The organism is Microvirga zambiensis WSM3693, from assembly GCF_016735695.1.
GTDB lineage: Bacteria > Pseudomonadota > Alphaproteobacteria > Rhizobiales > Beijerinckiaceae > Microvirga > Microvirga zambiensis.
Map to the genome: position 1 here is coordinate 27,964 of NZ_JAERQD010000041.1, position 24,572 is coordinate 52,535.

Below are 24,572 nucleotides of genomic sequence, written 5' to 3' on the forward strand. Positions count from 1 at the left end.
TCATCCATCCAACCCTCGCGGCAAGGATAACAGCGCCCTACCCCTGCTCCAGCACCCTCCCGAGCAAATCCTTCGCGTAGTTCTCATCGGTCCGGCAGCCCTCGGTGAGCCAGGCCTCACGGCCGCGGGCCAATAATTCGCCGATCTTCGGCCCCTTCGGAATGCCGCCCGCGATGAGGTCGGCTCCGCGCAGAGGAAAGACCGGCACGGGCTCGGCGCCGTTCCGAAAGCGGGCGAGCGCCTCGTATGCATCGGCATCGACCACGGGGATCGGCTCGCCCACGCTGGCCGTCAGAACAACCTCCAGGATCTCGATGGCGTGATCGGCCACCAATCGGCGGATGGCCACGACATCGACGGGCAAGGCCGAGCTCTTGAGCAGGCACAGAAGCCGCGCATAGGCGCCGAGGGTTTTGTGCTCGTCGTTGGAGAGTCGCAGACGCTCGCGCAGACGCTCCGCATCCTCCTCGACCATGATGGCGAGCGCGGCCAGTCGGTGGATCGCGGCAGAACCGATATTCCTGTCTGCCGACACGCGCACGAGCCGGCCGAACTCCGCTGCCCCGCCCAGAAGCCATGCCAGAAATCCGTGATCGGCCAGGATGCGGATCGTGTCCTCGGCCCGGCGGGCGACGAGGAGACGCAAGAGTTCGTGTCGGATCCGCTCCTTGGAGAGGATCGCCAGTCCGTCCCGTTCCGCGCCCGAAGCGGCGAGGCCCTCTGGGTCGGGATCGCCGTCGGCATATTCCGCGTGGAAGCGGAAGAAGCGCATGATCCTTAAGTAATCCTCGCGGATGCGGGTATGCGCGTCGCCGATGAAGCGGACGCGCCGCGCGACCAGATCCGCCACGCCGTCGGTGTAGTCGTAGAGCTGTCCGTCAAAGCCGAGCGAGAGGGCGTTGATGGTGAAATCGCGCCGTCTTGCATCGAGCACGAAATTGCGCCCGAAATGCACGACGGCATGGCGCCCGTCGGTTTCCACATCCTCGCGCAGGGTCGTGATCTCGAAAGGCTCGCCGTCGACGATCACAGTGATCGTCCCGTGATCGATGCCGGTCGGAACCGACTTGAACCCTGCCTTCTTGGCACGCTCCACGATCGCCTCGGGCAGCATGGTGGTGGTGCAATCGATTTCCGTCACGGGCCGCCCGAGCAGGGCATTGCGCACGGCGCCGCCGACGATGCGCGTTTCCTCGACCTGATCGTTGTATGCCTCCAGCAGACGGCGCAGCGCAGGACGGTCGAGAAGGCTTGTCAGCGCCGTTCGGTCGAGGGTTTCCATCACTCGAAATGCCCCGGAACGACCCGTCCGTTTTCCACATGGGTCGGTACATAAGTTCCCGTCTGGCGCTCGGCGAGGAGACCCGTCGCCACCAGGGAGACGATGACGAAGCTCAAGCCCGCGATCGTGAGCCAGAGAGATTGATCGCTCCAATGGTTCCAGAGCAGCGGATTGCGGCGCCGGGCGATGAGATAACCGGCGAAAAGGACGAAGGGCAGGAAAAACAGGACCAGTCCCTGAATCACTGCCCGCGTCATGATCCGTAAAGCCTCTCGTAAAGATTGCGGATGATGCCCGCCGTCACGCCCCAGATGTAGCGTCCCTCATACGGCATTGCATAGTAGCGGCGCACTCTGCCCTTCCACTCGCGGGAGTGGAGTTCGTGCCGCGCCGGGTCCATGAGGAAGCTGAGCGGCACCTCGAAAGTGTCGGCTACCTCATCGTGATTGAGGTTGAGCACGTAGGCCGGCGACACCCGCGCCACCACCGGCATCACGAGATAATTCGTCGTGGACAAGTAGGCATCGAGATAGCCGAGCGGGCTGATGAAGCGGCTGTCGAGGCCGATTTCCTCCATCGCCTCTCGGCAGGCCGCCGCCAGGACGGAGACATCCTCCGGATCGACCCGCCCGCCCGGGAAGGCGATCTGCCCCGAATGTTGGCGCAGGTGCGCGGCGCGCTCGGTCAGAAGCAGCATCGGCTTCTCGCGCATGACGACCGGGACCAGCACGGCGGCGGGCTTGGGCGTCAGCGGGTGGACGAGCGGCACGTCGTCGAGGCTGTGATCGCCGCGCGGATTGGACAGGGCTTCGTCCGCATGCGGCGGCTCGGGCCGAAGCCGCTCGGCCGCCAGCGTCAGGAAGTCCGGCTCGTCGTGAGGAGCAAGACGCATCAGGATGCGCCCAGCGCGGAGACGGGTGCGATGGGAAAGAAAGCACCGCCGGCGCTCACGCCGAAAGTGGCCTCGCCCTCGAAATCCTTCTCCTCGGCAAGCGCGATCAGGTCGAGCGCGAGGCTGCGCGTCACGCGCGCCCACAAATCGCCGCGCACCCTGACGTAAGGCTTGATGCCGCCATGCGCGTCCTGCCCGAAGCGAAGCGGACGATCCGGCCCAACCTGCACGAGATCGTCCACATTGGTGCGAAAGGCGATCTGGCGGCTATCGCCCTCGCCGTCCACAGCCATTTCGACGGCCAGGAAGGGAGCATCATCGACCGAAATCCCCACGCGTTCGACCGGCGTGACGAGAACGTGGCGCTCGGGATCCTTGCGCAGGACCGTGGCGAACAGCTTCACCAGAGCCGGCCGATTGATCGGCGTTCCCATGTAATGCCAGGTCCCGTCGGCTGCGATGCGCATGTCGATTTCGCCGCAATAGGCGGGGTTCCAGCGCTCGACGGGCGGCGGACCCTTGCGCTTGGCATCGGCGCCGAGCGCAGCGGTCAAGCGCGCGAGCGCGCTTCCGGGAGTGAGGGGCGAGGGATCGGTCATGACGCAAGCGTGAACGGGAAACTCAATTTTGAGGATCGACGAACGGCCGTCGATGGTTACTTCCTAGAGCATAGAGTCCCCAGCCGCCTCGTCCACTCCCATCGGTCCATGCTGCGGCGCATCGACCCTTGCTAATCGACAGGGATCAAAGGCAGACTAGCTACTGGGGCTATTGGGAATGAGAGGGAGAGTATCCTCATGACGGCCAGCATTGCTCAAGCGCCCACCGCCCTGGACGACGCGATCATCCGTAATGCGGAGGCGACCCTTGAGACTGTCGGCCGCGCCCGGGACGCCATCCACACGGTCATTTTCGGCCAGGAAGACGTCGTCGACCTGACCCTCATCACCCTTCTCGCGGGCGGCCACGGCCTCCTCGTCGGCGTCCCCGGCCTCGCCAAGACGAAGCTCGTGGAAACGCTAGGTATCGTGCTGGGCCTCGATGCCCGCCGCATCCAGTTCACGCCGGACCTGATGCCCTCGGACATCTTAGGCTCCGAAATCCTCGACGAGGGCGCCGACAGGCGCCGCTCCTTCCGCTTCGTGAAGGGCCCCGTCTTCGCCCAGCTGCTCATGGCGGACGAGATCAACCGCGCCAGCCCGCGCACCCAGTCCGCCCTGCTCCAGGCCATGCAGGAGCACCACGTTTCGGTCGGCGGCGAGCGGCACGACCTGCCGCAGCCCTTCCACGTGCTCGCCACTCAGAACCCTATCGAGCAGGAGGGCACCTATCCGCTCCCCGAGGCGCAGCTCGACCGCTTCCTGCTCGAGATCGACGTCGGCTATCCCACCCGCGACGCCGAGCGGCGTATCCTGATCGAAACGACAGGCGCAGAGGAACATAAGCCGCAGGCCGTCATGAATGCCGAGGCGCTCATGAACGCCCAGCGTCTCGTGCGTCGCCTGCCGGTCGGCGAGAGCGTGCTCGATGCCATCCTCGATCTCGTGCGCTCGGCGCGTCCCGAAGCCGAGCGGGTCGAAGGCGTGACCGACAAGATCCTCTGGGGTCCCGGTCCCCGCGCCAGCCAGGCCTTGATGCTGGCCGTGCGCGCCCGCGCCCTCATCGAGGGGCGCGTTGCCCCTTCCATCGCCGATGTGGTGGCCCTTGCCGAGCCGGTGCTCAAGCACCGTATGGCCCTGACCTTCTCCGCCCGTGCCGACGGAGACACGATCAAGAGCGTCGTCGGCAGGCTCACCGCGCGGCTGGCAGGCTAGGATCCGTCATGGCCCGCGTCCGGGTCCTCCCCGAAAGCGCCCGTTCGCCGGGACGCAGCGAAACCGAAAGCGCGCTCTCCCTCGCCCATCGGATGCCTCGCCTCGTCCTCGAGGCAAGGCGCGTCGCCGCCAACCTCGCCCACGGCATCCACGGCCGAAGGCGAGCCGGCACCGGCGAGAGCTTCTGGCAGTTCCGCCCCTTCGTCGCCGGCGAGGCGGCGCAGCGTATCGACTGGCGCCGTTCCGCCCGCGACGACCGGCTCTATGTGCGCGAGCGCGAATGGGAGACCGCCCAGACCGTCTGGTTCTGGATCGATCGCTCCGCCTCCATGGGCTACGCCTCGGATCTGGCGCAGGCACCGAAGATCGAGCGCGCCATCGTGCTAGGCCTCGCTCTTGCCAATTGCTTCGTGGAAGCCGGCGAGCGGGTCGGCATGCTCGGCCTGCTGGCGCCCCGCGCCACCCGGCGCATCGCCGAAACCATGGCCCAGACCCTGGTCGCGGATCGAGGCTCTCTCGAAGAGGACCTTCCGCCGGATGCTCCGATCGCGCCTCAGCACGAAGCCATCCTGATCAGCGACTTTCTCTCCCCGACGCGCGACATCACTGCCATGGTCGAGGGCATTTCCTCCCGCGGTGCGCGCGGCCATCTGGTGATGATCGTCGACCCCGTCGAAGAGACCTTCCCGTTCCAGGGCCAGGCCATTCTGCACGACCTCGAGGACGGGCTATCCTTGAGAATCGGCGATGCCAATGCCTGGGGCAATGCCTATCGCTTAAGGATCGAGCAGCACAGGGCAGAGCTCGTCGAACTGACGCGGCGCCGCGGCTGGACGCTCACCATCCACAGGACCGACCGGCCGGCGAGCGAAGCCGCGCTTCGCCTCGTGACCCTCGTCTCGGCCTCCCGCGGCTCGCACATGGGAGGGCGCTGAGAGATGTTCGGCCTGCCCCTCACCTTCACGGTTCCGCTCGTCCTGACGGCGCTCGCGGCGCTCCCGGCGATCTGGCTGCTCCTGCGCATCACGCCGCCGCAGCCTAGGCGCGTCGACTTCCCGCCTCTGAAGATCATGGCCGACCTGCGCCCGGAGCAGGAAATGCCCGCGCGCACGCCATGGTGGCTTTTGCTCCTGCGGCTGCTGCTCGCCGCCTTCCTCATTCTCGCCGCTGCCGGTCCGATCTGGAACCCGCTTGCGGAGGACAGCAATCGCTCGCCACTTCTGATCGTGCTCGACAACGGTTTTGCCGCTGCTCACGACTGGCGCGACCGCATGAACCTTGCCGCCGAGCGCATCGAGGCAGCGGGACGCGACGGGCGTACGGTCGCGCTCGTGGCAACGGCGGAAGCGCCCGCTGCCATCGAGCCTTCGAGCCCTGCGACCGCATTGGAGCGTCTGCGCTCCCTCAAGCCCTTGCCGCATCTGCAGGACCGTCAGGCCCATCTCGACTCGGTCAGGCGTTTTCTGGAATCGACGCCGGACGCCAATATCGTCTGGATCAGCGACGGGGTCGCGGGCGTTGACGGGCAAGCCTTCATCGATGGTTTGGCGCAAATGGCCGGTGGGTCGCGGATGACCGTCCTCAAATCGGAGCGTGCTCCGGCCCTTGCGGTTGGTGGCGTGGAGAATGCGGGCGGCCGTCTCAATGTCCGGCTGCTGCGTCCCGAACCGAACGGTCGCGATTCCGGCATCGTGCGCGCGCTCGACCTCAAGAGCCTGCCTCTCGCCGACATGCGCTTCGCCTTCGATCAGAACGCGACCGAAACGAATGTCGCCTTCGATCTGCCGACCGAAATCCGCAATGCCATCGCCCGCATCGAGATCCTCGGCGAAGGCTCCGCCGGAGCGGTCCATCTCCTCGACGAGCGCGGCAAGCGCCGGCGCGTTGGCCTCGTCTTCGGCGGCACCTCCGATCAGGCGCAGCCGCTGCTCTCGCCGCTCTACTATATCGAGCGGGCGCTTGCGCCCTATTCCGAGATCCGCAACGGCCGCGGCGCGGTTGCCGACGCGGTGAACCAATTGATCGACGAGCAGGTCTCCGTGCTCGTGCTGGCCGATGTGGGCGGGCTCGACCGCGAGACCATGGGCCGGGTCACCGCCTTCGTGGAACAGGGCGGCCTGCTGCTGCGCTTTGCCGGCTCGCGTCTTGCCGCCGGTAACGACGATCTCGTGCCCGTGCGTCTACGCCGCGGCGGCCGCAGCCTCGGCGGCACCCTTTCCTGGGACACGCCGAAGACCTTCGCTCCCTTCACCCGGGAGAGCCCTTATTTCGGCCTCGCCGTGCCGGACGAGATCGGCATCCGCCGCCAGATCCTCGCCGAGCCCGACGGCGACCTGCCGTCCAGGACCTGGGCTGCGCTCGCCGACGGAACGCCGATCGTGACCGCGGACAAGCGCGGCGACGGCCTGATCGTGCTCTTCCACGTCACCGCCGACACGACCTGGTCGAACCTGCCCCTGTCGGGCCTCTTCGTCGACATGCTGCGCCGGACCGTCTCCCTGGCCGGTGCATCGAGCGACACCAATGCTGAGGCCCGCAATGCGGAGAACGAGACCGTGGCTCCCCGACTGACGCTCGACGGTTACGGCACCTATATCTCGCCGCCTGCGACCGCGCGTGCCGTGACGCGCAACTATACGGATCGGGCGAACGGCGAGCATCCTCCCGGCTTCTACGGCCCGGTGGATTCAAGCCTTGCGGTGAACGCGCTTCTGCCGAACGACCGTCTCGCGCCGCTCAACTTCGCACCGCTCAACGCCAGGATCGCTCCGCTCGCCGGTGCGCAGACCGTCGATCTGCGCATGCCCCTTTTCATGCTCGCCCTCGTGCTGCTGATCGCCGATACGCTCGCCTCGCTCTGGCTTGGCGGCCATCTGTCGAACCTCTCCGGCCGGCTGCGCCGGTCGGGCGCCGCCGCCGGCATCGCGCTCGGCGTGATTGCGCTCTTCAATCCACCTTCCGATGCGAATGCGCAGGAACGTCGCTCCTCGATGACGATGGAGAGCTCCAATCCGGCGCTCGTGACACGGCTCGCCTACGTGATCACCGGCGACACGCAGGTCGACGAGACGAGCCGCGCCGGCCTCGCCGGCCTGACGCAGGTCTTGAGCCAGCGCACGGCCCTGTCGCCGGGCGAGCCCATCGGCATCGATCTCTCGCGCGATGAAGTCGCGTTTTATCCGCTGATCTACTGGCCCGTCGTCGCCTCGCGGCCCATGCCATCGGAAGCTGCGATCCGGCGTCTCGATGCCTTCATGAAGGGCGGCGGGACGGTGATCTTCGACACCCGTGACGCCTTCGGCAACCGTCCCGACGGCGCGCCGACGGCGGAGGGACAGGCCCTGCGTCGCATGCTGGCGAGCCTCGACATTCCCGAGCTGGAGCCGGTGCCGGCCGACCATGTCCTCACCAAGACCTTCTACATTCTCGACAGCTTCCCCGGCCGCTACGCCACGGGGCAGACCTGGGTCGAGGCCCTGCCGCCCGTACCCGAGGGCGAGCAGAACCGCCCCGCCCGCTCGGGCGATGGCGTCTCGCCCATCATCATCACCTCCAACGACCTCGCCGCCGCATGGGCCGTCGGACAGCGCGGCGAATGGCTCTATCCAGTCGTCGGCAGCGACCAGCGCCAGCGGGAATTCTCGTACCGCAGCGGCGTCAACATCGTCATGTATGCGCTGACCGGCAACTACAAGGCCGATCAGGTGCACGTGCCGGCCCTGCTCGAACGGCTCGGGCAGTAAGGGGGGGCTTGTTTTGCTTTCGGTCAGCTTCTCCCCCCTCATCCCGACCTACGCCCTCTGGGGCCTCGGTGCGGTCGTCGCGCTGCTGGCGATTCTGGCGCTGATCTCCCGCGGCCCTGTCGCGATCCTGCGCGCCGTCGCGCTCGGGCTCGTCCTTCTGGCGCTGGCCAACCCGGCCTTGGTGCAGGAGGACCGGGAGAAGGTAAAGGACATCGTCGCGGTGGTGATCGACCGCTCGACCTCGCAGACGCTCGGCGACCGCTCGCCGATGACCGATCAGGTGCGTTCGGAACTGGAGCGCCGCTTCGGCTCGCTGGCCGATGTGGATCCGCGCTTCATCGAGGCGGAGGACGGCAACGGCGATGACGGCACGCGCCTCTTCGCTGCTCTCTCCAACGGCCTCGCCGACGTGCCGCCGGATCGGCTCGCCGGCGTCATCTTCGTCACCGACGGCGTGGTGCACGACATTCCGCCTTCCGTGGAAGGCCTCGGCTTTCGGGCACCGCTGCACGCCCTCATCACCGGTCGTCCGGATGAGCGCGACCGGCAGATCAAGCTTCTGGAAGCGCCGCGCTTCGGCATCGTCGGCAAGGATCAGACGATCCGCGCGCAGATCATGGAACGCGGCGGTACCGGCACGGCGCTCGTTACCGTACGCCGCGACGGGCAGGTGCTGACTCGCCAGCAGGTGCGGGCCGACACGCCTTTTTCCCTCGACGTCCGCATCGAGCATGGCGGCACCAACGTGGTCGAGCTCGAAGTGGAAGGCCTTCCGAACGAGCTGACGCAGGCCAACAACCGCGCCGTCGTTCCCATCGAGGGAATTCGCGAGAAGCTGCGCGTGCTCCTCGTCTCCGGCGAGCCGCATGCGGGCGAGCGCACATGGCGCAACCTTCTCAAGTCGGATGCGAATGTGGATCTCGTCCACTTCACGATCCTTCGCCCGCCGGAGAAGCAGGACGGCACGCCGATCAACGAACTCTCGCTGATCGCCTTCCCGACCCGCGAGCTGTTCCAGCAGAAGATCAAGGAATTCGACCTGATCATCTTCGACCGCTACGCGAACCAGAGCATCCTGCCGTCGAGCTATTTCGAGAACATCGTGCGCTACGTGCGCGACGGCGGCGCGATCCTGGTGGCGGCGGGGCCTGAATTCGCAAGCTACGGCAGCCTCGCGCAGACCCGGCTCGCGCCGATCATTCCGGGTCAGCCCAACGGCAGCATCGTCGAGCAGCCCTACAAGGCGGAGATCACCGATACGGGCGATCGCCACCCGGTCACCCGCGACCTTCCGGGCTCCGAGCAGTCGCCGCCCGCATGGGGCGAGTGGCTGCGCATCATCGGCTCACAGGTGCAGTCGGGCTCGACCCTGATGTCGGGCGCGAACGACCTGCCGCTCCTCGTGCTGCGCCGGGAGGAGAAAGGGCGCGTGGCGCTCCTGCTCTCAGACCATGCCTGGCTCTGGGCGCGCGGCTATCAGGACGGCGGGCCGCATCTCGACCTTCTGCGCCGCCTGGCCCATTGGCTCATGAAGGAGCCGGCCCTGGAGGAAGAAGCGCTTCGCGCCAGCGCTCAAGGGCGCGACATCCGCATCGAGCGGCAGAGCATGGCGGAAACTGTCGATCCCGCGACCCTCACGGCGCCGAGCGGCGCGGAGAGCAGCGTCGCGCTCACGGAAACCCGCCCCGGCCTGTTCACGGCGCAGGTGGCAAGCCGCGAGCTCGGTCTGCACACCATCCGCTCCGGCGATCTCATCACTTTCGTCAGCATCGGACCGGCGAACCCGCGCGAGCTGATGGACGTGTTCAGCAACACCGAGTCGCTCGCCTCCATCGCCGAGGCGACCGGCGGATCGGTGCGGCGCGTGGCGATCGTGGGGGATCAGAGCATCACGGTGCCGCGGATCCTCGCCGTGCATTCCGGCACGCGCTTCTCAGGCGGCGACTGGATCGGCATCAGGCCGAGCGAGAGCGCCATCGTGCGCGGCATCTCGGTCTTCCCGATGGCGCTCGGTTTCATCGGACTGGCGCTGCTGATCGGTTCGACTCTGGCCGCCTGGCTGATCGAGGGACGGCGGCGAGCGTAAGGCGAAGCCGTCACGCTCCACGTCATCACCTCCCTGGACTTGATCCGGGGATCGGTGCCGGTGATCCCGATTATGAAAAGCGCTGAGCTTCACCTTATCGGGATGGCCGGCACGAGGCCGGCCATGACGTCGGGGGCGATGGAGGCCTCGGCTATCCACCCATGGCAGGAATCGTGGTCACCAGCCCCCGCGCACGGGCCATGGCACCCTCCGCCAGTTCCAGCGCGAGAAAGCGCGCGGGATTGACCGGACCGGGCAGCTGCAGATCCTGGGGCGGAATGCGCTTGAAGCCGAAACGGCTGTAATAGGGCTCGTCGCCGACGAGCAGCACGAGCGTATGGCCCTTCGCCTTGGCGGCTTCCAGGGAGCGGCTCATCAGGGCGGCGCCGATGCCACGGCTCTCGAAGGCGGGCTCGACGGTCAGCGGCCCGAGCATCAGGGCCGCCTCCTCGCCCGCCATGACCGGCGTCATGCGCACCGAGCCGACGAGCAGGGTGCCGACCATGGCGGTAAAGGACAAATCGATGAGATGAGGGGCACCCTCCCGCAGGCGCGAGGCCGTGCGGGCGAAGCGACCCGGGCCGAAGGCGCGCTCGTGCAGGCGCTCGATGGCCTCGGAATCGATGGGTTGTTCGGTGCGGATCTGGAGCGAGAGCTCAGTCATGACGGACTCAGGCGAAAGACGAAAACGGAAAATGGCGGCTGGAGAGGTCTCAGCCGTGTCGTCGTCGCAGAATCCGGGTGTTGGTCATGAGGCTTAAGCGCTTCCGTTGTGGCGTTAGGCCATAGCAGCGTCGGGAACGCGGCGCAAACCCTCTCTCACCAATTCGCAGAGATCGGCTGCTCCGCAAGGATTTCCGCCAAGCGGTTGCGGGTGGCCGTGGTCGTCCCCTCCGGCAGCCGGTCGAGGGGAAAGAACCCGGCCTCCGCGATCTCGCGGTCCGGCCGTTTGACCTCCAGCACCGTGAAGCGCCGGATCACGTAGACGAGCACGTGATCGCGCCGCGATATCTTTCTGTTGAAGAACACGCCGAACAGGACCGGCGGCTCGTCCATCGCGATGCGGGCCTCCTCGTTCAGCTCGCGCTCGAGGGCGACGAGCGCGGTCTCCCCTGTCTCGACGCCGCCGCCCGGCAGATGCCAGCCGGGCACATAGGTATGGCGGATGAGGAAGACCCGGTTCTCCTGATCGAGAACGACGCCGCGGACGCCGAGGGTCATGCCGCGGGAGAAGCGCCAATAGGTGTGGAGCGCCCGGGAAATCAGCCGCGATGAGGGTCGGGAGGGGCGGGACTCGGACATCGGATCAGATGAGCATGGTTCGATTACCGGAGGATGAACGTCGTCATTCACTTATTGCATAGCTGTTCCCGCAAAATGGCGCGTGACCCGCACTATACGAAGGTCTAATACAGCGCCAGCAAAGGTGTTCCAATGTTTCTCGCTCTGATCCTGTCCCGTCTCAACCGCTCCGCCCGCTTTTCCTGGTCCCCGGCCCTCAACTTCGAGGACCGCTCGGTCTACTCGACCCTGATCCCGGGCGCGCAGTACTGAGCTTCAGGCCTCTCCCCCTGCCTCTGCAGGGTGGCTTGGCACAGGCTCGCTTTCTTGTTTAGAATATTTCTAAACAGGAGCGGGTATGAAGTCTCTGTCCGAACTCTCCGAGCGCGAGGTCGTCGCGCTCGCGATCGCCAATGAAGAGGAAGATTCGCGAATCTATCAGCATTTCGCGGATCGCCTTCGCCCCGACTTTCCCGCCTCCGCCGAGATCTTCGATGGCATGGCCGAGGAAGAGCGGGCCCATCGCAACTCCCTCTATGGCTTCTACCGCTCCCGGTTCGGTGAGCATCTCCCGCCGATCCGCCGGGAGGACGTGCGCGGCTTCCTGAAGCGGCGCGCAGTCTGGTGGAGCCCCCATCTCGATCTCGACCGCATGCGCCGCGAGGCTGAGGTCATGGAACTCCAGGCCGCGAGCTTCTACGACAAGGCCGCCCAGCAGACTCTCGACGTCTCGGTGCGCGAGCTGTTCACCCGTCTTGCCGAAGTCGAGCGCGGGCACGAGCGCAAGGCGAGCGAACTGCATGCCGCCCATCTGAACGAGAACGTGGAGGCCGCGGAAGAGCATGCCCGCCGCAGGCTCTTCGTGCTGCAATACGTCCAGCCGGGACTGGCAGGCCTCATCGACGGCTCGGTCTCGACCCTCGCCCCACTCTTCGCCGCTGCTTTCGCGACCCAGAACAACTGGGAGACCTTTCTCGTCGGCCTTGCGGCATCCGTCGGCGCCGGCATCAGCATGGGTCTGACGGAAGCGCTCTCCGACGACGGCGAGATCACCGGCCGCGGCTCGCCCTGGCTGCGCGGCCTCGTCTGCGGATTCATGACCGCGGCCGGCGGCATCGGGCACACCCTGCCTTATCTGGTGCCGGATTCCTGGCCCAATGCGTTCATTCTCGCGACCAGCATCGCGGCCCTCGTGGTGGCGGTCGAGCTCGTCGCGATCTCCTGGATCCGCACGCGGTACATGGACACGCCGTTCTGGAGCGCGACCATGCAGGTCGTCTTAGGAGGCGTTCTCGTGCTTCTGGCCGGTATCTTCATCGGCAGCGCTTGACGGGGCGGGGCGGGCGCGCGAACTCTCCTGTCCCCTTGCATCAACCCGGCCGTCATGTTCCGCATCGCTCACCTGACCGACCCCCATGTGGGACCCCTCCCCCGGCCGCGCCTGAAACAGCTTTTGAGCAAGCGCCTGACCGGCTGGTACAACTGGCATCGCAGCCGGCAGGACCTGCACGACATGGAGCTGCTGGCGGAGCTCGTCGCCGACATCCATGCTCAGAAGCCCGACCACATCACCTGCACCGGCGACACCTGCAATATCGGCCTCCCCGACGAATGGAAGACCTCCCGCGTCTTCCTCGAAGGCCTGGGCGATCCCTCCCGCGTCACCTTCGTGCCGGGCAACCACGATGCCTATGTTCGCGGCTCCCTCGAAGGTCTCATGCGGGAGATCGCACCCTGGACTCGGGGCGACGACGGCCGAGAGGCCGTCTTTCCCTATCTGCGCCGCTACGGCCGCATCGCCATCATCGGCCTGTCATCCGCCATTCCGACCCTGCCCTTCGTGGCCTCCGGCCGGGTCGGCTCGAAGCAGACCAAGGTTGTGGAGCAGATCCTCGGAGAGCTCGGGCGCGATCCGGACTGCTTCCGCATCATCCTCATCCATCACCCGCCCCATGTCGGCGGGGCGGAAGCCGGGCGCAATCTCACCGATGCGCGCCGCTTCGAGAAGATGCTCGGCCGGGTCGGCGCCGAGCTCGTGCTCCACGGCCACAACCATGTCGGCTCGCTCGCCCATCTCGACGGCCCGCGCGGCCCGATCCCGGTGATCGGAGCCCCCTCCGCCTCGGCCCGCAGCGGCACGCTGACCCATAAGGCCGGCTATCACCTCTTCACCATCGACAGGGACGAGACCGGTTTCCTTCTGATGGCGGAACTGCGCGGCCTGAAGCCGGACGGCACCGTGGGCGGCATGGGTATGCTCTCGCTCGCCCGCATTCGCCAGCCGCTGGACAAGCCTTGACGGCGGGCTCTCCGCCCGCGGTTCCACTGCCTTCGCGCTTGTGGCGGGCCTCCCAACGTGTAGGTAGGGAGCCGTCCGGACCCCGTCCGTCATTCATCGACCTACCGCGAGCTGCCATGGCCTACGTCATCCCTGAGCCTTCGATTGCCGCCCTCCCCGTTGCCGGCACCGATGATCTCTTCCCCGTCCGCCGCGTCTACTGCGTCGGCCGCAGCTATGCCGCCCACGCCCGGGAGATGGGTGGCGACCCCACCCGCGAGCCGCCCTTCTTCTTCATGAAACCGGCGGATGCCCTGCAGCCCGTGGCCGGCGTTGAAGTGACGGATCATCCGTATCCGCCGAAGACCGGGAATTACCACTTCGAGGTCGAGATGGTGGTTGCTCTCGCCAAGGGCGGGCGGGATATCCCCGTCGATAAGGCTCTCGACCACGTCTTCGGCTATGCGATCGGCCTCGACATGACCCGCCGCGACCTGCAGGACGAGGCCAAGCAGCTCCGCCGTCCCTGGGAGCTCGGCAAGGCCGCGGACCTCTCCGGGCCTGTCGGACTGCTTCATCCGGCCTCGAAGATCGGCCATCCCGCGTCCGGCTCCATTACTCTCGCGGTCGACGGTGTGGTCAGGCAGAAGGCCGACCTGTCCGACATGATCTGGTCGGTCGCCGAGCAGATCGCCTATCTCTCCTCCTATTTCGAGCTCGCCCCGGGCGACGTGATCTTCTCCGGCACGCCGGAGGGCGTGGGCGCAGTGACGCAGGGGCAGACGATGACGGCCGCCGTCGAGGGCCTTGGCGAGATCCGTTTGCGGGTTGTGTAGGGGCGCATGGCCGCCCCTTGCCTTTTTCCCGAGATTGGCTGTTACTGCGTCACGGCGCGGCCGGAAAGGCCGCGGTTAAGTCAGGGCTCGGTGCAACGCCGCGGCCTAGAAAACAAGGGAACGACAATGAATTTCGTTAAGACCGTGGGCCTGGCCCTCCTCGGCTCGGCCCTCGCTATCGGCGGGGCAGCCGCCCAACAGAAGACGGTGAAGATCGCCACCGAGGGCGCCTATGCCCCGTGGAACTTCACTGGCGCGGGCGGCAAGCTCGAAGGCTTCGAAGTCGACCTCGCCAACGACCTGTGCAAGCGCATGAACGTGAAGTGCGAGATCGTCGCTCAGGACTGGGACGGCATCATCCCGGCGCTGCAGGCCAAGAAGTACGACGCCATCATGGCCGGCATGAGCATCACCGACGAGCGCAAGAAGACCATCGACTTCGCCGGTCCCTACGCCAACTCCCCGAACGGCTTCCTGGTGGCGAAGAGCTCGCCGCTCGCCAAGATGCCGGGCACGGGCCAGGCGTTCAGCCTCAGCACCCAGCAGGCTGCCGCCGAGAAGGCCATCGAGGCCTATAAGCCGCTCCTGAAGGGCAAGACGATCGGCGTCCAGGGTTCGACGATCCATTCGAACTTCGCCGACAAGTACCTGAAGGGCACGGCCGAGATCCGCGAGTACAAGACCACGGAACAGCACGATCTCGATCTCGCCGCCGGCCGCATCGACGCCGTACTCGCCGACTCGACGGCCATCATCGGCACCCTCGAGAAGCCCGAGTTCAAGGACTATGTCATGACCGGCCCGTCCATCACCGGCGGCCTCCTCGGTGCCGGCGTCGGCGTCGGCCTGCGCAAGGGCGAGGCGGAGCTCAAGAAGAGCTTCGAGGACGCGATCCAGGCGGCGGTCAAGGACGGCACCGTGAAGAAGCTGTCCGAGAAGTGGTTCAAGGTCGACATCACCCCGATTTCCTAAGCGCGCATCGGGCGATTTACCAAGGCGCGGCCCCGGCCGCGCCTTTTTCGTATAAAGCGCATTCATCTGCGACCGAAATTGCCACCTTGGCTGTTTTATTCAGCACGTTTAGGGCTTGCGCGGGCTAAGCTTTTGAATGTTAGCTTTCGTCCTCGGAAGGATGGGCGCAACCTCCTTCCGACAACAGGATCAGTCGAAGCTGACCAGAGGGATGACAATGAAACTCTTTCAAGCTCTGGGTCTCGGCCTGCTGGCCGCCTCTTTCGCCATCGGTGGAGCGGCCGCGCAGGAAAAGACCGTCAAGATCGCTACGGAAGGCGCCTATGCCCCGTGGAACTTCACCGGTGCCGGCGGCAAGCTCGAGGGCTTCGAGATCGACCTCGCCAACGACCTCTGCGCCCGCATGAAGGTGAAGTGCGAGATCGTCGCCCAGGACTGGGACGGCATCATCCCGGCGCTGCAGGCCAAGAAGTACGACGCCATCATGGCCGGCATGAACATCACCGACAAGCGCCTGGAGGTGATCAACTTCTCCCAGGCCTATGCCGCGACCCCGCATGGTTGGGGCGTCCTGAAGGACTCTCCGCTCGCCAAACTGCCGGGAGCCGGCACGACCGTCAGCTTCGACAAGGATCCCGAAGGCGCGAAGAAGGCGATCGAGGCCTGGAAGCCGCTGCTCAAGGGCAAGACCGTCGGCGTACAGGGCTCGACCGTGAACTCGCAGTTCCTCGAGACCTACCTGAAGGACACGATCCAGATCCGCGAGTACAAGACCACCGAGCAGCACGATCTTGACCTGACCGCCGGGCGCATCGACGCCATCTTCGCCGGCCACGGCGCCCTGAAGGCCACGCAGGAGAAGCCCGAGTTCAAGGACATGGTCATCGCGGGCACGGGCATGCGCGGCGGCATCCTGGGCCGCGGCGTCGCCGTGGGCATGCGCAAGGACGACGTGGATCTGAAGAAGTCCTTCGACACGGCAATCGAGGCCGCGATCAAGGACGGCACGATCAAGAAGCTGTCGGAGAAGTGGTTCAAGATCGACGCCACCCCGCAAGTCTGACATGGAAGCAATGTCCCGGACCCGCTAAATGGGTCCGGGACATGATCCGGCCGGACTGCCGGATGTGACGGTTGCTGTCTCACCCTCCGCCTTCCGGCGACGGGGAGACATATTCAGGAAAGTCGAAGCGTGCAGCAACTGAGCTATTTCGAGCTCATCGGGTTTGGCCCCAATGGATGGGGATGGGCTTTACTTACCGCGACGGGCATGACGATTGCCGTCGCCATCTGCGGCTTCCTCGCAGGCTCGGTCGTCGGGACATTCGTGGCCTGGGGCAAGATCGGCGGAAATGTCGTCATCCGAAGCTTCGCCGACGGATACACCACCGTCCTGCGCGGCATCCCCGATCTTCTCGTGATCTATCTTTTCTATTTCGGCGGCAGCGCGGCGCTCGGCGCCATCGGCAGCCTGTTCGGAGCCCAGGGCTTCATCGGCGTGCCGGCCTTCGTCACCGGCGCGCTCGCCATCGGCATCGTCTCGGGCGCCTATCAGGCGGAGGTCTTTCGCGGCGCCTATCAGGTCGTGAGCCGCGGCGAGATCGAGGCGGCGCGCTCCGTCGGCATGCATCGCTGGCTCATGTTCCGCCGCATCATCGCGCCGCAGGTTCTGCGCTACGCCATTCCCGGCCTCGGCAACACCTGGCAGCTGGTTCTGAAGGAATCGGCCCTGATCTCGGTGACGGGCCTCGTCGAATTGCTGCGCCAGTCGCATATCGCCGCCGGATCGACGCGCCGGCCGTTCGACTTCTACATCACGGCGGCGATCCTCTACCTGTTCATCACCTGGGTTTCTACATACCTGTTCCAGCGCGCGGAGACGCACTCGATGCGTGGCATGCGGAGGGCCTCCTGATGGATTTCGCCTTCATGCGCGACAGCTTCGTCACGCTGCTCGGCGGCGTGCCGCTGACGCTGAACCTCGCCTTCATGTCCGTCTCGCTCGGCGCAATCCTCGCCATGCTGCTGGCATTGATGCGGATGTCCGGCTTCAAGGTGCTCGACTGGCCGGCGCAAGCCTATGTGTTCGTCTTCCGCGGCACGCCGCTGCTGGTGCAGATCTTCCTGATCTATTACGGCCTCGGGCAGTTCCGCCCGACGCTGCAGGAATGGGGGCTGTGGACCTTCTTCCGCGAGCCATATTGGTGCGCGGTCCTCGCGCTCACCCTCAACACGGCCGCCTATGCCAGCGAGATCATTCGCGGCGGCCTGCAATCTGTCCCTCACAACCAGGTCGAGGCGGCGCGGGCCTGCGGCATGTCGGGCTTCCTCCTCTTCCGCCGCATCGTGTTCCCGATCGCGGTCCGCCAGGCACTTCCGGCTTACGGTAGCGAGATCATCCTCATGGTGAAGGCAACCTCGCTCGCTTCGATCATCACCATGATGGAAGTGACGGGACTTGCCGCGAAACTGATCTCGCAGAGCTTCCGCGCGGTCGAGGTCTTCGTCGTCGCCGGACTGATCTACCTGATCCTCAACTTCATCATCACCCGCATCATCATGGCCATCGAATGGTGGCTCTCGCCTCACTTACGCCGCCCCCCGGCCATCGAGCCGCGTCTGGAGGCCGCCCATGTCTAACGGAGTTGCTTCCTTGTCGACCCCACTCGCGTCCGCCGAGGCCGCTGCTGCCGTCTCTGTCGCCAATCTTCGCAAGAGCTTCGGAAACCTCGAGGTTCTCAAGGGCGTGTCGCTCAGTGCGAGGGAGGGCGACGTCATCTCGATTCTCGGCGCCTCCGGCTCCGGCAAGTCGACCATGCTCCGCTGCATCAACATGCTGGAAGTGCCGGATTCCGGCGAGATCCGCATCGGCGGCGAAACCATCGGGCTCAGGCAAAGCCGCAAGGGCATGATGCCGGCCGACCAGCGCCAGGTGGACCGCATCCGTTCCCGCGTCGCCATGGTGTTCCAGAGCTTCAACCTCTGGTCCCATTTGACGATCCTGGAGAACGTCATCGAGGCGCCCATCCATGTGCAGAAGCGCCCTCGGCACGAATGCATCGCCGAGGCCATGGAACTCCTGAACAAAGTCGGCATCGCCGACAAGCGCAATCAGTATCCCTCGCACCTCTCCGGCGGCCAGCAGCAGCGCGCCGCCATCGCACGCGCGCTCGCCATGCATCCCAAGGTGATGCTGTTCGACGAGCCGACCTCGGCGCTCGATCCCGAACTCGTCGGCGAAGTCTTGCGCGTCATGCGTTCGCTCGCCGAGGAGGGCCGCACCATGCTGGTGGTGACGCACGAGATGGGCTTTGCCCGCGACGTGTCGAACCGGGTGGTGTTCCTGCACAAGGGCGTGGTGGAAGAGGAAGGCCCGCCGGCCGAGGTGTTCGGCGCTCCGAAATCCGAGCGCTTCAAACAGTTCATCTCGAGCCATCGCTGAGATGAAGCGAAAAGGGCGAAGCGGATGCCGCTTCGCCCTTTGTTTTTGGAGTTGAACTTGGGGGGAGATACCGCAGCATGGCGAAGCTCGTATTCGCTCTGAACCAATCCCTGGACGGGTATGTCGACCACACGGAATTTGCGCCCGATCCCACGCTCTTTCGTCATTTCATCGACGACGTGCGCGGCCTGTCCGGCACCGTGTACGGTCGCCGCATGTACGAGGTGATGCGGTATTGGGACGAAGACCATTCCGAGTGGAACGAGGAGCGACGCGCCTATGCGGCGGCGTGGCGGAACCAGCCGAAATGGGTCGTGTCGCGCTCGCTGACCTCCGTCGGCCCGAACGCGACTCTCATCGCGGATGACATCGAGGCGGCGATACGCGGGCTGAAGACTCAGCTGGATGGGGTGATCGAAGTTTCCGGACCCGAGCTGGCGGGAAGTCTGACCGACCTCGGTCTCGTCGATGAATATCGACTGTATCTCCATCCCGTCGTGCTTGGTCGCGGCAAGCCGTTCTTCGCCGGTCCGCGGCCGCCGCTGCGCCTCGTGGCGAGCGATCGAATTGGCGGGGACGTGATTAGGCTAACGTACGCTCCCGCGGAGTCGCGTGACTAACCCGATGGACAGCAAGCTTGCTGCCAATGTCCTCGCCATGATCTAGCTCGCCTCAATGCGGTTGCGAGCTCGTGAATCCTCAACTTAGCGCCGTTCGATCCGCCGAACCGGCGGGGAGCCCTGTGCCGGCGGGAAAGGTCCCGACGCGCGCGGGTCGATGACGGGCCCGCGCCAGTTATCGTCGCGACGCGTGTCGCCGAGCAACAGGCCGAGCAGAGCCGGAACGGCCAGGATCAGCAGCGAGACCAGGCCCCAGACGATCGCGATGGCACCGAGGCCGAGGCTGCGCAGCGTCATCAGCGCCCAGGACAACCACTCGACCGTCTCGGGATGTCCTGTGACGATGTCGGCATTGCGCGCCGCGACGCCGCCGAAGAAGTCGAGAAGCCCGTAGGCGCCCCAGGCGAACAGGGACCAGATCGCAACGGCGGTCCAGGCCAGGATCCACAAAAGCCGCTTCATTCAGCGCTCTCCGACGCGGGTCGCCGTGCCGTCGATCTCACGCGGGCCATGCTTGGGAACGCCGAGATGCTCGTGGATGATGCGCAGGTTGCGCTGATTGGCCTTGAAGAAGACGTCGAACACGTCGCCCGCGAGCGGGATTGCGCCGATGGCGGTGTCGACGGCGACGTTGCCGATCATGCGCGCGATCTTCCAGCGCGGCAGGCCGAGCTGACGCGCCTCCCAGATGATGTAGCTGGCAAGAGCCGCCGAGATCGCATCGCCCACGCCCGGGATGAGGCCGATCACCGCGTCGAAGCCGACGCGCCGGTTCAGGCCCGGAATCAGGAAGGCGTTGTCCATCAGCTTCGCCACGAGCGCGACGCGCGCAAGCGAGTCCGTACGCGTGGGGCCGGCAGTCTTGATCGCACCGAAAACAGCGCTACGCGCAGCGTTCATTCCAGTCTCCAGTTGGCCGTCGAAGGGATCGGCACGAACGGCCCTGATGTGTGTATGAAAGCCGACATTCGCAAGAGTTCCGCTTTGTTATTTTAGAACTCACCCCAAATTGCCGCCGCGCTGGAAACCTTGCAGGGCAAAGCTTTGCCGGCAGTCACCCATGCGCTCGCTTCATGAGGTGGCTTGCCGGAAGCAAAGCACACGTTAGGTACTCGTTCCCAACACGCCCACAAGCGTGACCGCCGGATCGCTCCGGCCAAGAAAAACGGCTGCCGCGAAAGCACAATATCGGCAGCGCTCTGCAACAGGGGCTCGAAACGGGGAGAACCCGATGAGCACCGAATGCCGCGTTCGTCCCGCGTCCCTTTCTGCCCTCGCGATTTGCGTCGCCCTGTTAGGAACGTCGGAGGCATTGCATGCGGAAGGCGGTGACGGGGGAATCATTCCGCCGGCGCAATATGCCAGCCTGCCTGCGGGCGACGAGATCGACGATCCTGCCGTCACCGGAAGCCTGCCGGATGCTCTCCCTCTCCCCGGCTTCTCATCCCTCGTCTCGCAAGGCGCGATCACCCTGCGGGATAGCGCCCCGACCGAGTGCATCCCGGACAATCTGCGCGAGGTCGTCGCCTCGGTGGCGGAGAAGTTCGGCCCGGTGAGCGTCGAATCCACCCATCGCAACCGGGGCCGCAACTGGCGTGCCGGCGGCGCACGCCACTCGCTGCATCTTTCCTGCCGCGCCGTCGATTTCCGCGTCCGCGTTCGCGCGCGCGGCGTGATGGCCTATCTGCGCAGCCACCCGCAGGTGGGTGGTCTCAAGATCTATCGGAACGGCATCATCCATATCGACAATGGCGATCGCCGTTCCTGGTGACGATCCCTATCATCGCCGGTACAACATCAGCATGTTCGAGAATTTCACCCATCGTCGGATCGAAACCTCCGGGGCCGTCATCAACCTGCGCCATGCGGGCAGCGGCCCGCCCGTGCTGCTGCTGCACGGGCATCCGCAGACCCATGTCATGTGGCACAAGGTGGCGCCCAAGCTCGCCGAGACCTACACCATCGTCTGCGCCGATCTGCGCGGCTACGGCGACAGTTCCAAGCCACCGACGACGGAGGACCATGCGCCCTATTCCAAGCGCGCGATGGCGCGTGACATGGTTGAGGTCATGCAGGCGCTCGGCTTCGAGCGTTTCGCGGTCGTCGGCCATGATCGCGGCGGACGCTGCGCCTATCGCATGGCCCTCGACCACCCCGAGCGGATCGTCTCGCTCTCAGTGCTCGACATCATTCCCACGGCCGAACATTTCCAGCGCACGGACATGTCCTTCGCCATGGGCTACTGGCACTGGTTCTTCCTCGCTCAAGCCTATCCGATTCCCGAACGCCTGATCGCATCGGACCCGGACGCGTTCTACCTGCGTCGCGGGCGCACGCTGTTCGACGAAAAGGCGCTCGCCGAATACCGCCGCTGCTACACCGATCCGGTCACGATCCACGCCATGTGCGAGGATTACCGCGCCGGCGCTACCCTCGACATGCGGTTCGACGAGGATGATCAGAAGGCGGGACGGCGAATCGCCTGTCCCGTGCAGGCGCTGTGGGCGAGAAAGAACGGCCTCGATCGCTGGTACGACGTGCTCGCAGTCTGGCGGGACTGGGCCGACCGGGTCGAAGGCCACAGCATCGATTGCGGACACTACCTCGCCGAGGAGGCACCGGAGGAAACGCTGGCGGCGTTGGAGAATTTTCTGGCGAAGGCGTTCAAAGGCTGAGGCGCCCTTGAACTAACCTTGGACGCATGGCCGGGCTTGTCCCGGCCATCCCGATGCATCGAGGCTCGGCGCTTTTCTTAATCGAGATCACCGGCACAAGGCCGGTGATGACAAGATGAGGATTGCCTTCTACGAGCCAGAATTTGAAAACGGCGTGATCTCAACGCCGTTCGCCTCGAGCTTCGCCCGCACCGTACGCGCCATCGCGACCGCGCTCGGCTCGTCGCCATGCACGCAGATCGTGTCGATCTCGACCGGGATCCGCTTGCCGGAAACCGTCGTGATGGCCTTGTCCTGCACGGCGCGCAGAATGCGCTCGGCTGCGAATTCCGCATCGTGCAGAACGGAACCGGGCTTCTTGCGGCTGGTGAGGGTGCCGTCGTCCTCATAGGTACGATCGGCAAAAATCTCGCGAGCGACCGGGATACCGACCGAGTGGGACGCCTTCTCCATCAGGAGGCCCGGCATGCATACATTGATCAGGCTCGCATCGACGCCCTTGATGGCGCGCGCAATGGCGAGCGCGAGATCCATGTCCTCGTTCGCCATGTTGTTGAGCGAGCCGTGCGCCTTCACATAAGTGACCTTGTGACCTGCAAGCGAAGCGAGCGCCTGCATGGCGCCGATCTGGTAGGCGACCATGCGCTCGATCTCGGCCGGCGAATCGCCGCGGATCACACGGCGGCCGAAGCCGTGCAGATCGTTGAAGCCGGGATGCGCGCCGATGGCGACGCCCTTGCGCTTCGCGATCTCCGCCGTGCGGAACATGATCGAGGGATCGCCCGCATGATAGCCGCAGGCGATATTGGCGGAGGACACGATGTCGAGCATCGCCTCGTCGTCCCCCATCGGCCAGGGGCCGAAGCCTTCACCCATGTCGCAGTTGAGATCGATGTTCATGCGTCACACCAGAACCGGTTGCGGGACCTGTTGCCCGACGTGGAAGACGCGCTTGTAGCGCTCGATGTCAGCGGGCGATCCCAAGGCCTTCGTGGGATTGTCGGAGAGCTTCACCGTCGGCCGGCCATCGGCCGAGATGACTTTGCAGACGATGGAGATCGGATCGAGCTTGCCCTCAGGAGCAAGCCCGCGGAAATCGTTGGTAAGAAGCGTGCCCCAGCCATAGCCGATGCGCATGCGCCCGCGGAAATGACGATGGATGCGCTCGATCCCATCGACATCAAGCCCGTCGGAAAAGATCGCGAGTTTCTCCCTCGGATTCTGTCCGCGCTCGCGCCACCATTCGATAGCCTCTTCGCCGCCCTCGATCGGGTCCTTCGAATCGACGCGGATGCCGGTCCATGAGGCAATCCAGTCCGGCGCATTGCGCAGGAAATTCGTGGTGCCGTAGGTGTCGGGAAGGATGACGCGCAAATTGCCTTCGTAATCCTGCTGCCAGTCGGCGAGCACATGGTAGGGCGACTTGGCCAGTTCCTCGTCGCTGTCGGTCAGGGCCGCGTAGACCATGGGCAATTCATGCGCATTCGTGCCGACGGCCTCCACTTCCTGTCGCATGGCGATAAGGCAGTTGGACGTGCCGAGGAAGGACGATCCGAGCCCCTCCATCATCGCCTGCACGCACCAATCCTGCCACAGGAAGCCGTGGCGGCGGCGGGTGCCGAAATCGGAAATGGAGAGATCCGGGAGCTTCCTGAGACGCTCGATCTTCTCCCACACCCGGGTCATGGCGCGGGCATAGAGCACCTGGAGCTCGAACTTGGCCATGCCCTTGAGCACGCCGCGCGAGCGCAGCTCGTTGAGGATGGCGAGCGCCGGGATCTCCCACATGGTGGTCTCGATCCAGGGGCCATGGAAGGTCAGCACATACTGGCCGTCCTCCTTCTCCAGCAGGTATTCCGGGAAACGGAAGGTTTCGAGCCAGTCCATGAATTCCGGCGAGAACATCTGCCGCTTGCCATAGAAGGTGTTGCCACGCAGCCAAGTCGACTCGCCTCGCGTCAGGGACAGGCTGCGCACGTGGTCGAGCTGCTCCCGCAGCTCTCCGGCATCGATGATGTCGGCGAGGCGAATGCGGGTGGTACGGTTGTGAATGCCGAAGGTGACCTTCACATCCCGGTGGCGGCGAAAGATCGTCTGCGCCATCAGGAGCTTGTAGAAGTCCGTATCGAGGACGGACCGGACGATCGGGTCGATCTTCCAGGTATGGTTGTAGACCCGTGTTGCGATGTCCACCATCGCCTGCTCCTTGCCACTCAAAGGAGGCGAGACAATAGCGAAGGGCCATCCATGATGAAAGGGTGCCGGCTATTAAGCTGGCACAGGGCAGTCATGGCGGCAGGACATCGACCTGAATCGAGGCGTAATAGGCCGAGACATCGGCGATATCCTCGTCGGACAGCTCCTTCGCTACAATATTCATGGCGTCGTTCTTGCGTTCGCCTGAACGGTAGAACTCGAGGCTCCTGGCGAGATAGTTCTCGACCTGCCCGGCGAGATTGGGCGCCTCCGGGTTCTTCGACAGGCCGTCGAGCCCATGGCATGCCTGACAGGTGGTGATCTTCTGGCGCCCTGCCCTGGCATCGCCCGCATAGGCTGGATCGGAAGCGAGACTGCCCAGCAGCAATCCCGTGACGGCAAGGACACGAATCATCGTCATGACTGACCTTTTGAAAGAAAGACGGGCGCACCGC

General features: G+C 65.3%; 26 protein-coding genes. 15 read left to right on the plus strand and 11 right to left on the minus strand.

From position 1 onward, the window contains the following. Nucleotides 1-37: 37 nt before the first annotated feature. The 4 genes from JKL46_RS24455 to JKL46_RS24470 are packed head-to-tail and all read right to left on the minus strand — an operon-like array spanning nucleotide 38 to nucleotide 2,773. Entirely contained in the window at nucleotides 38-1,282 is a 1,245-nt protein-coding gene (locus JKL46_RS24455; RefSeq protein ID WP_201838297.1) for a CCA tRNA nucleotidyltransferase, read from the minus strand. Then, on the minus strand, nucleotides 1,282-1,539 hold the full coding sequence (locus JKL46_RS24460) for a DUF6111 family protein (RefSeq protein ID WP_201838299.1): 258 nt from the start codon (nucleotides 1,537-1,539) through the stop codon (nucleotides 1,282-1,284). Before JKL46_RS24460 ends, JKL46_RS24455 begins: the two co-directional genes overlap by 1 nt. Beyond that, complete coding sequence (locus JKL46_RS24465; protein WP_201838301.1) at nucleotides 1,536-2,174, minus strand: CoA pyrophosphatase; 639 nt, start codon at nucleotides 2,172-2,174, stop codon at nucleotides 1,536-1,538. Before JKL46_RS24465 ends, JKL46_RS24460 begins: the two co-directional genes overlap by 4 nt. Then, on the minus strand, nucleotides 2,174-2,773 hold the full coding sequence (locus JKL46_RS24470) for a DUF1285 domain-containing protein (protein ID WP_201838303.1): 600 nt from the start codon (nucleotides 2,771-2,773) through the stop codon (nucleotides 2,174-2,176). Before JKL46_RS24470 ends, JKL46_RS24465 begins: the two co-directional genes overlap by 1 nt. A gap of 198 nt (nucleotides 2,774-2,971) precedes the next feature. Here JKL46_RS24470 and JKL46_RS24475 point away from each other — a divergent pair, with 198 nt between their 5' ends. From JKL46_RS24475 to JKL46_RS24490, 4 genes are read left to right on the plus strand one after another with little or no spacing between them, the layout of a single operon-like run. After that, entirely contained in the window at nucleotides 2,972-3,988 is a 1,017-nt protein-coding gene (locus JKL46_RS24475; RefSeq protein WP_201838306.1) for an AAA family ATPase, read from the plus strand. An 8-nt stretch (nucleotides 3,989-3,996) separates the two neighbouring features. Continuing rightward, nucleotides 3,997-4,923 (plus strand): DUF58 domain-containing protein, encoded by a 927-nt coding sequence (locus JKL46_RS24480; RefSeq protein ID WP_201838308.1) that lies wholly within the window; start codon nucleotides 3,997-3,999, stop codon nucleotides 4,921-4,923. Nucleotides 4,924-4,926: 3 nt separating this feature from the next. Next, nucleotides 4,927-7,731, plus strand: a complete 2,805-nt coding sequence (locus tag JKL46_RS24485; RefSeq protein ID WP_201838310.1) for a DUF4159 domain-containing protein — start codon at nucleotides 4,927-4,929, stop codon at nucleotides 7,729-7,731. 13 nt (nucleotides 7,732-7,744) lie between these two features. Beyond that, nucleotides 7,745-9,817, plus strand: coding sequence for a hypothetical protein (locus JKL46_RS24490; protein WP_201838312.1), 2,073 nt, complete (start codon nucleotides 7,745-7,747; stop codon nucleotides 9,815-9,817). Between the two features lie 151 nt (nucleotides 9,818-9,968). On the opposite strand, the gene JKL46_RS24495 is transcribed toward JKL46_RS24490, so the two are convergent. Then, the gene (locus JKL46_RS24495; RefSeq protein WP_201838313.1) at nucleotides 9,969-10,481 is read right to left on the minus strand and encodes a GNAT family N-acetyltransferase; all 513 of its coding nucleotides are present in this window, start codon (nucleotides 10,479-10,481) and stop codon (nucleotides 9,969-9,971) included. Nucleotides 10,482-10,636: 155 nt separating this feature from the next. Continuing rightward, nucleotides 10,637-11,119: an NUDIX domain-containing protein gene (locus tag JKL46_RS24500; RefSeq protein ID WP_201838314.1), complete on the minus strand. Its 483-nt coding sequence runs from the start codon at nucleotides 11,117-11,119 to the stop codon at nucleotides 10,637-10,639. A 337-nt stretch (nucleotides 11,120-11,456) separates the two neighbouring features. On the opposite strand from JKL46_RS24500, the gene mbfA reads away from it, so the two are divergent. The 9 genes from mbfA to JKL46_RS24545 all read left to right on the plus strand — a co-directional run bounded on the left by mbfA (nucleotide 11,457) and on the right by JKL46_RS24545 (nucleotide 19,246). Then, on the plus strand, nucleotides 11,457-12,428 hold the full coding sequence (mbfA, locus tag JKL46_RS24505; RefSeq protein ID WP_201838315.1) for an iron exporter MbfA: 972 nt from the start codon (nucleotides 11,457-11,459) through the stop codon (nucleotides 12,426-12,428). A 54-nt stretch (nucleotides 12,429-12,482) separates the two neighbouring features. Continuing rightward, entirely contained in the window at nucleotides 12,483-13,397 is a 915-nt protein-coding gene (locus JKL46_RS24510) for a metallophosphoesterase family protein (RefSeq protein WP_201838316.1), read from the plus strand. A gap of 116 nt (nucleotides 13,398-13,513) precedes the next feature. Continuing rightward, a complete protein-coding gene (locus JKL46_RS24515; protein ID WP_201838317.1) occupies nucleotides 13,514-14,212 on the plus strand; it encodes a fumarylacetoacetate hydrolase family protein in 699 nt (232 codons plus the stop codon). A gap of 126 nt (nucleotides 14,213-14,338) precedes the next feature. Next, the gene (locus JKL46_RS24520) at nucleotides 14,339-15,184 is read left to right on the plus strand and encodes a lysine/arginine/ornithine ABC transporter substrate-binding protein (protein ID WP_201838318.1); all 846 of its coding nucleotides are present in this window, start codon (nucleotides 14,339-14,341) and stop codon (nucleotides 15,182-15,184) included. 217 nt (nucleotides 15,185-15,401) lie between these two features. Next, the gene (locus tag JKL46_RS24525; RefSeq protein ID WP_201838320.1) at nucleotides 15,402-16,247 is read left to right on the plus strand and encodes a lysine/arginine/ornithine ABC transporter substrate-binding protein; all 846 of its coding nucleotides are present in this window, start codon (nucleotides 15,402-15,404) and stop codon (nucleotides 16,245-16,247) included. Between the two features lie 129 nt (nucleotides 16,248-16,376). Next, nucleotides 16,377-17,099: an ABC transporter permease subunit gene (locus JKL46_RS24530; protein WP_201838322.1), complete on the plus strand. Its 723-nt coding sequence runs from the start codon at nucleotides 16,377-16,379 to the stop codon at nucleotides 17,097-17,099. Then, complete coding sequence (locus JKL46_RS24535) at nucleotides 17,099-17,824, plus strand: ABC transporter permease (RefSeq protein ID WP_201838324.1); 726 nt, start codon at nucleotides 17,099-17,101, stop codon at nucleotides 17,822-17,824. The genes JKL46_RS24530 and JKL46_RS24535 overlap by 1 nt, the downstream gene beginning before the upstream one ends. Continuing rightward, the gene (locus JKL46_RS24540; protein WP_246529498.1) at nucleotides 17,817-18,626 is read left to right on the plus strand and encodes an ABC transporter ATP-binding protein; all 810 of its coding nucleotides are present in this window, start codon (nucleotides 17,817-17,819) and stop codon (nucleotides 18,624-18,626) included. The genes JKL46_RS24535 and JKL46_RS24540 overlap by 8 nt, the downstream gene beginning before the upstream one ends. A gap of 77 nt (nucleotides 18,627-18,703) precedes the next feature. Further along, nucleotides 18,704-19,246 carry a dihydrofolate reductase family protein gene (locus JKL46_RS24545; RefSeq protein ID WP_201838326.1) on the plus strand — a complete coding sequence of 181 codons (543 nt, stop codon included), beginning with the start codon at nucleotides 18,704-18,706 and terminating at the stop codon, nucleotides 19,244-19,246. A gap of 84 nt (nucleotides 19,247-19,330) precedes the next feature. Here the strand turns inward: JKL46_RS24545 and JKL46_RS24550 are convergent, their stop codons facing one another. Both JKL46_RS24550 and JKL46_RS24555 read right to left on the minus strand, forming a co-directional pair. Further along, on the minus strand, nucleotides 19,331-19,708 hold the full coding sequence (locus JKL46_RS24550; RefSeq protein WP_201838327.1) for a hypothetical protein: 378 nt from the start codon (nucleotides 19,706-19,708) through the stop codon (nucleotides 19,331-19,333). Beyond that, complete coding sequence (locus JKL46_RS24555; protein WP_201838329.1) at nucleotides 19,709-20,146, minus strand: DUF4112 domain-containing protein; 438 nt, start codon at nucleotides 20,144-20,146, stop codon at nucleotides 19,709-19,711. Nucleotides 20,147-20,477: 331 nt separating this feature from the next. On the opposite strand from JKL46_RS24555, the gene JKL46_RS24560 reads away from it, so the two are divergent. Together JKL46_RS24560 and JKL46_RS24565 are read left to right on the plus strand one after the other, a co-directional pair. Next, nucleotides 20,478-21,017 (plus strand): YcbK family protein, encoded by a 540-nt coding sequence (locus JKL46_RS24560; RefSeq protein WP_201838331.1) that lies wholly within the window; start codon nucleotides 20,478-20,480, stop codon nucleotides 21,015-21,017. Beyond that, on the plus strand, nucleotides 20,995-21,921 hold the full coding sequence (locus JKL46_RS24565; protein ID WP_343074109.1) for an alpha/beta fold hydrolase: 927 nt from the start codon (nucleotides 20,995-20,997) through the stop codon (nucleotides 21,919-21,921). The genes JKL46_RS24560 and JKL46_RS24565 overlap by 23 nt, the downstream gene beginning before the upstream one ends. 129 nt (nucleotides 21,922-22,050) lie before the next feature. Here JKL46_RS24565 and JKL46_RS24570 read toward each other — a convergent pair whose 3' ends face one another. From JKL46_RS24570 to JKL46_RS24580, 3 genes are all read right to left on the minus strand, one after another. Then, nucleotides 22,051-22,821 (minus strand): LamB/YcsF family protein, encoded by a 771-nt coding sequence (locus JKL46_RS24570; protein WP_201838333.1) that lies wholly within the window; start codon nucleotides 22,819-22,821, stop codon nucleotides 22,051-22,053. A 3-nt stretch (nucleotides 22,822-22,824) separates the two neighbouring features. Then, entirely contained in the window at nucleotides 22,825-24,117 is a 1,293-nt protein-coding gene (gene pncB, locus JKL46_RS24575; RefSeq protein WP_201838334.1) for a nicotinate phosphoribosyltransferase, read from the minus strand. Nucleotides 24,118-24,208: 91 nt separating this feature from the next. Continuing rightward, the gene (locus tag JKL46_RS24580; RefSeq protein ID WP_201838350.1) at nucleotides 24,209-24,532 is read right to left on the minus strand and encodes a c-type cytochrome; all 324 of its coding nucleotides are present in this window, start codon (nucleotides 24,530-24,532) and stop codon (nucleotides 24,209-24,211) included. Nucleotides 24,533-24,572: the final 40 nt, after the last annotated feature.

Coding starts and splice junctions, on each gene's coding strand:
- JKL46_RS24455 (WP_201838297.1), bottom strand. CDS start 1,282: ATGGAAACCCTCGACCGAACGGCGCTGACAAGCCTTCTCGACCGTCCT.
- JKL46_RS24460 (WP_201838299.1), bottom strand. CDS start 1,539: ATGACGCGGGCAGTGATTCAGGGACTGGTCCTGTTTTTCCTGCCCTTC.
- JKL46_RS24465 (WP_201838301.1), bottom strand. CDS start 2,174: ATGCGTCTTGCTCCTCACGACGAGCCGGACTTCCTGACGCTGGCGGCC.
- JKL46_RS24470 (WP_201838303.1), bottom strand. CDS start 2,773: ATGACCGATCCCTCGCCCCTCACTCCCGGAAGCGCGCTCGCGCGCTTG.
- JKL46_RS24475 (WP_201838306.1), top strand. CDS start 2,972: ATGACGGCCAGCATTGCTCAAGCGCCCACCGCCCTGGACGACGCGATC.
- JKL46_RS24480 (WP_201838308.1), top strand. CDS start 3,997: ATGGCCCGCGTCCGGGTCCTCCCCGAAAGCGCCCGTTCGCCGGGACGC.
- JKL46_RS24485 (WP_201838310.1), top strand. CDS start 4,927: ATGTTCGGCCTGCCCCTCACCTTCACGGTTCCGCTCGTCCTGACGGCG.
- JKL46_RS24495 (WP_201838313.1), bottom strand. CDS start 10,481: ATGACTGAGCTCTCGCTCCAGATCCGCACCGAACAACCCATCGATTCC.
- JKL46_RS24500 (WP_201838314.1), bottom strand. CDS start 11,119: ATGTCCGAGTCCCGCCCCTCCCGACCCTCATCGCGGCTGATTTCCCGG.
- mbfA (WP_201838315.1), top strand. CDS start 11,457: ATGAAGTCTCTGTCCGAACTCTCCGAGCGCGAGGTCGTCGCGCTCGCG.
- JKL46_RS24510 (WP_201838316.1), top strand. CDS start 12,483: ATGTTCCGCATCGCTCACCTGACCGACCCCCATGTGGGACCCCTCCCC.
- JKL46_RS24515 (WP_201838317.1), top strand. CDS start 13,514: ATGGCCTACGTCATCCCTGAGCCTTCGATTGCCGCCCTCCCCGTTGCC.
- JKL46_RS24520 (WP_201838318.1), top strand. CDS start 14,339: ATGAATTTCGTTAAGACCGTGGGCCTGGCCCTCCTCGGCTCGGCCCTC.
- JKL46_RS24525 (WP_201838320.1), top strand. CDS start 15,402: ATGAAACTCTTTCAAGCTCTGGGTCTCGGCCTGCTGGCCGCCTCTTTC.
- JKL46_RS24535 (WP_201838324.1), top strand. CDS start 17,099: ATGGATTTCGCCTTCATGCGCGACAGCTTCGTCACGCTGCTCGGCGGC.
- JKL46_RS24540 (WP_246529498.1), top strand. CDS start 17,817: ATGTCTAACGGAGTTGCTTCCTTGTCGACCCCACTCGCGTCCGCCGAG.
- JKL46_RS24545 (WP_201838326.1), top strand. CDS start 18,704: ATGGCGAAGCTCGTATTCGCTCTGAACCAATCCCTGGACGGGTATGTC.
- JKL46_RS24550 (WP_201838327.1), bottom strand. CDS start 19,708: ATGAAGCGGCTTTTGTGGATCCTGGCCTGGACCGCCGTTGCGATCTGG.
- JKL46_RS24555 (WP_201838329.1), bottom strand. CDS start 20,146: ATGAACGCTGCGCGTAGCGCTGTTTTCGGTGCGATCAAGACTGCCGGC.
- JKL46_RS24560 (WP_201838331.1), top strand. CDS start 20,478: ATGAGCACCGAATGCCGCGTTCGTCCCGCGTCCCTTTCTGCCCTCGCG.
- JKL46_RS24565 (WP_343074109.1), top strand. CDS start 20,995: ATGGCGATCGCCGTTCCTGGTGACGATCCCTATCATCGCCGGTACAAC.
- JKL46_RS24570 (WP_201838333.1), bottom strand. CDS start 22,821: ATGAACATCGATCTCAACTGCGACATGGGTGAAGGCTTCGGCCCCTGG.
- pncB (WP_201838334.1), bottom strand. CDS start 24,117: ATGGTGGACATCGCAACACGGGTCTACAACCATACCTGGAAGATCGAC.
- JKL46_RS24580 (WP_201838350.1), bottom strand. CDS start 24,532: ATGATTCGTGTCCTTGCCGTCACGGGATTGCTGCTGGGCAGTCTCGCT.